The following is a 4,400-nucleotide window of genomic DNA, read 5'->3' on the forward strand; positions in this document are numbered from 1 at the left end:
GGAGTGGACTCGTACAAGTCAACGGCCTGCCGACGAAACTCCTCGGAGTAGTTCTTGCGGGCCATGATCTGGATCATCTCGCTTCCCCAGCAAGGTGCTGGATTCAGCGTGTCCAAGATCAGGGGTCAAGGCCCACCTGCGTTCGGCGACGTGGACGGCCCCTATCCGTTCCGCACCGTGGAAGGCCCCGGGGTCTATGAGATCCCGGTCGGCCCTGTTCATGCCGGCATGATCGAACCTGGCCATTTCCGGTTCTCCGTGGTCGGAGAGACCATCCTCAACCTCAAAGCGCGACTGTGGTTCGTCCACCGCGGCATCGAGAAACTCTTCCAGAACCGCACCCCCGAGCACGGTGTGGAACTGGCCGAACGCATCAGCGGTGACACCTCCGTCGGGCACACCCTCGCGTTCTGTCAGGCCATCGAGGACGCCCGATCGATGCCGGTGACCGAGGACGTCGCACGACGACGCGCAGTGCTGCTCGAGCTCGAACGGCTCTACAACCACATCACCGACATCGGTGCGCTGTGCAACGACGTTGCTCACCCCATCCTCAACACCCACGCCCAGCGCATCCGCGAACAACTCTTGCGGATCAATGACCAGGTCACGGGGCACCGCCTGCTGCGCGGCGCGATCCGCCCCGGTGCCACGGTCCTGCGCGCGCTACCCGACCCGAACGTGCTCGCGGCCATCGCCGCCGACGTCGCCGAGATTGTCGACCTTGCTCTCGAGCACAGCGTGGTCCGCGACCGCTTCACGGGAACCGCCGTACTGACCACGGAGCAAGCCCGCGACATCGGCGTCCTGGGCTACGTCGCCCGGGCCAGCGGCCTCGCCGTGGACGCCCGTCACGACCACCCCGCGCTGAGCGCCCGGTTCCCCCGCCTCACCCACACCCACACCGGTGGCGACGTGCTGGCCCGCTTCGCGGCCCGCGCCGAGGAGATCATTGACTCCGTCAGCATTCTGACCACGCTCACCGCACACCTCCGCGGCGACCTGGGCACCGCAGCAGCACCGCAGCCCCAGGCGCTCTTCCCGCCCGCCGCCGAGGCCGGGAGGTCGGATGTGGTGATGCCGGGGGCAGGGATGTCGGGTGTCGGGATCGTCGAGGGCTGGCGCGGCACGATCGTGCACCGCGTCGAAATCGGTCCCGACGACCGGCTGACCCGGGTCAAGGTCGTTGATCCGAGCTTCCTGAACTGGCCGGCACTACCGGTCGCGTTGGCCGACACGATCGTCCCGGACTTCCCGCTGGTCAACAAGAGTTTCAACCTCTCCTACGCCGGCAACGACCTGTAGCGACCCAGAACCCCGCGAGACCAGGAATCTCGCACGCGGACACCCACGCCGAAGACTTGCAGGAGTTTGCACATGCACGGACTGTTGATAGCAGCGGTTTGTTGCCGGCCGACCGACGCCGGCACGGGCACTGCCGCCGCCACCACTTCCACCGCCACCGCAGCGACTGCCGCTGCTGGGCACCGGACGTGCCGACGTCACGAACCCACGCCGTGAACTTTCGTGGTGCGACCGGCGGCGACGCATCTGGGAACGCTGAGGCCTCGGCGCTGCGTCACATCCTGGTCGTTGGCGACGGCACCGCACCCGGACCCGACCCCGACGCGCCCCGCCTGAACACCACCAATCCACCCGCGTCGCCGGCCCAGGTGCTGCAGGCAGCGCTAGCCGCCGACGCCACCCTCATCCGACAACTGGCCGGGGTCCCCGCCACCGTCCAGACCGCCTCCGAAGGGGATACCGCGCATGAGTTCGCGGCGAAGATCCTGCAGCTCCCCGACCCGGCTGCTGCGATCTACCTGACGCGCACGGACCTGTCACGAGCGCGCACCGTGCAACGCCTCGTGGAACAGGCAGGCGGAGCGCCGGTGCTCACTGACGAGGACGCCACCGCGACCGCGCTGACCGCAGCTGCCCTGCTCTACCTGCGCCGACTGGGTCGCGACCCCTACCGCAGCAGGATCCTGATCGCCGAAGCCCTCCGCATGCCCATCCTGTCCCCGATGTTGGTCGGCAGCGGATTTTCCGACATCTCCCTGTGGAACGCCCCCGACGCAGCCTGGTTCCCGCTGCACCGCGCCGCTCGTGACGCCGACGTCGTGATCGACCTGTCCCGGGAGGACCCATCCGGCAACCCGGCCGGGGCTACCCGGGCCGGGACCACCGAGTTCGATCTCGACCGTCCCGAAGGATCGGTCATCACCCTCCACGGCCTCGAACCCCGAACGCTCATCGCGCCGGGGCTGCTCCGCGCCGTTGCCGAGCACCCCGCTGGAGCAGTGCCCCTCGGGCTGGGCATCTACCAGATGTGCGCCGAAGCAGTAGTGCGCGCCATGCCACCGCGACGTCGCCCGGACGACACTTCCGCTGGTGGCCCGATCCCCACCGCGGGCGCCCAGTCGATCGCCGCCGCCGTCGCCCACTCCATCCACGTCACGCTCACTGCGGAAGATCCCGACAATTGGCCGCCGCATTTCCAGTGGCGTCCCCACGCGGGCGGATGACGAACGCCCTCACCACCATGTGCGTCCGGGCACGCACTAGCGTCCAGGACTTGCACAATTTCGTAAGTGCAGACATCATTGTGCTCATGCGGCGGAAGGGGATGACGGTCGTGATCGGAGAGCTGCACGCACAGATCGAGACGGTCCAGCACAACCTCGGGCTCGCCACCCAAGCCGGTCTGCCCTATGAGGCAACCCTGCACCGCGCCCGACTGGAAGATCTGGTCGAGATGGCCACCCGCCACGGCATCGATGTCAGCGCGTGGGTCGACCGCTCGCTGCTGACGTCACCGGCCGAGGGCGGATCGCGGTGAAGCGAAGCAGCCCCCCGGACTCACCCCTGCCGGGCTCCGCAGCGCAGCGATCCGACACCGATCCGCCGCTGAGTACGCTGGCGCCGCTGACCGAGGCGCTCGTGGCCGAGTCCCTCCCCGCACTCCTGCAAGAGGCCGGTCTCGGTGAGATGACGACCAGGTCCGCAGCGACATCCACCCGGGCCACCTCCACCGCGGCGCCCAGGCTGGTGCCGCGACGGAACGCGGCGAGGACACGCGGCCAGGGCATCGCGGTGGACGCGGCGGCGTGCTGGACGCAGCTGGACCGCGATCCGACCCAGGACGCGCAGGTGCAGCGGCGAGCGACCCCCCTTCGCCCGACATCTCCCACCCCGGACACGACCCGCTCTTCGTGAGAGCCGCAGCCCCCGCCGACGTAGGCCCCGCCGCCGCTGCCCAGCGCGTGGCGGTGGTCAGCGACGCGAGCGATTTTCACCGAGAACCCGGATCGACCCTGTTGAGCGGGTTGCTGGGCACGGCGGCACTGCTGCGCGAGCACGCCGGGATCGCCGCGACCGCGCTGCTGGTCACGGCCGAGGACACCGACGAGCTGATCGCTGATCTCCGTCGCGTCGCACCCGACTTCTCCGGGGTCTACCTCACCCTCACGAACCCAGCTCGAGCTGCTGCTGCTCAGGTCGCGCTGGCCGGCACCTTCACGGTGATCACCGACCGGCAGACCACCGCGATCGCGCTGACCGCCGCGATGTTGAGCAGCTTGGACCGCCGGGGAATTCCTCCCGCCGCGGGGCGTGTGGTGATCGTGGGTGCAGAACACAACCCGCTGCTGGTAGCGCTCGCGGCCGCGGCCGGGATCGGCGAGATCGACCGATGGGGCATCGATGACGCGCACAACTTCCCGCTGTCGACGCTGACCCGCCGCGGCGCGCTGGTCATCGATCTGATCGGCGCCACGCGACGGTGCGGCGAGGCCACTGCTGCAGGGACCTCGCGCACTCCGATCATCGCCATCGACGACCCCAGCACCGCGCTAGTGGCCCTGCCGTACCTGCTCGCCATGGCTGACCAACGCGGCCACCCACCGGCCCTCCCCGATTGCCTGGCCTGTGCACACGCCCTGGCGCAACGCACCCCACCCGGCCAACTCCTGCCCGCACTGTCAGATCCCGCACTGTCAGATATAGCCCTGTCAGATCCCGCTCTGTCGGCTTCGGCGGTGTCGGGTCCGGTCCTCGCAGCGGTTGCCAACCCGGTGCTCATACACCGCGATCAGCACCCCCACCCGCGATGACTGCGGACGTGGGCGGTGACGCTCGCGTTCGTGAGGAGAGCCCCATGACCGCAGTACCCATTTCCGGGCTCGACCCGGCACCCACCACCCACCGTAAGCTGCTGCAGTGGGTGCGCGAGATCGCCGAGCTGACCACCCCCGATCAGGTGCTGTGGTGTGACGGGTCTGCGGCGGAGTGGCAGCGGCTGACCCGCCAACTCGTGGACGCCGGCACCTTTGAGAATGACAACCCCATCTGGCCCCACTGTGATGGTCTGATCTGGCCCCACCCTGGCTCGTGCGGGG

General features: G+C 69.0%; 4 protein-coding genes and 1 pseudogene. All 5 read left to right on the forward strand.

From position 1 onward, the window contains the following. Positions 1–108 precede the first annotated feature (108 nt). The gene (locus ACFPFQ_RS42210) at positions 109–1,305 is read left to right on the forward strand and encodes a formate hydrogenase (protein WP_379628898.1); all 1,197 of its coding nucleotides are present in this window, start codon (positions 109–111) and stop codon (positions 1,303–1,305) included. Positions 1,306–1,361: 56 nt separating this feature from the next. After that, positions 1,362–2,528, forward strand: coding sequence for a hypothetical protein (locus ACFPFQ_RS42215; protein ID WP_379628899.1), 1,167 nt, complete (start codon positions 1,362–1,364; stop codon positions 2,526–2,528). Between the two features lie 86 nt (positions 2,529–2,614). Then, positions 2,615–2,842 (forward strand): hypothetical protein, encoded by a 228-nt coding sequence (locus ACFPFQ_RS42220; protein WP_379628900.1) that lies wholly within the window; start codon positions 2,615–2,617, stop codon positions 2,840–2,842. 373 nt (positions 2,843–3,215) lie between these two features. Then, on the forward strand, positions 3,216–4,115 hold the full coding sequence (locus ACFPFQ_RS42225) for a hypothetical protein (RefSeq protein ID WP_379628901.1): 900 nt from the start codon (positions 3,216–3,218) through the stop codon (positions 4,113–4,115). 44 nt (positions 4,116–4,159) lie between these two features. After that, a pseudogene (locus ACFPFQ_RS42230) lies at positions 4,160–4,400 on the forward strand (hypothetical protein); the annotation flags it as partial.

Source organism: Pseudonocardia sp. GCM10023141 (genome assembly GCF_042653605.1).